This is a genomic window from Oleiphilus sp. HI0123, from assembly GCF_001635315.1.
Genome location: NZ_LWGE01000164.1, coordinates 1 through 391, shown reverse-complemented (window position 1 = coordinate 391; position 391 = coordinate 1). Strand labels below are relative to the sequence as shown.

1 protein-coding gene is annotated in these 391 nt (G+C 58.3%); it reads right to left on the bottom strand.

The genetic code is table 11. The annotated features are described in order from the left end of the window. On the bottom strand, nt 1–331 hold a 331-nt coding region (locus tag A3761_RS26600; protein ID WP_231881115.1), incomplete at its 3' end, for a hypothetical protein. Nucleotides 332–391 lie beyond the last annotated feature (60 nt).

Genomic DNA, 391 nt, shown 5'->3' with positions numbered 1-391 from the left:
TGCTCCACGATGTCTGAGTGGCTCGGCATACTTCCCGCAGCAACTTTTTGGCATCCCCGGCATAGGTAAACCCACGCGGGAACTTGATGCCCGGCATCAGGTCGCAGATGTAGCCAATCTTTACCCCGAGATCGCGAAAGCCTTTGAACGCTAGTTCAGCGCGGTCCTTCATCGTGTGGCCGGCATTCAGCGCCCCAACCGCCACGGCGTAATTGCGCGGCATGCTTTTGTCCGTCACCAGCAGATCAAGAACTCGATCCGTCACGCTCTCACGCAGGTCCCTTGCCTGCCGTATCTCCCCGTCGAACAACAGGAATTCGCCGCCATCCACATAGCCGGCCGACAGTTTGCAGCGCCTATTCTCGTAAAAAGCCGGCTGTGACGTTGCCGT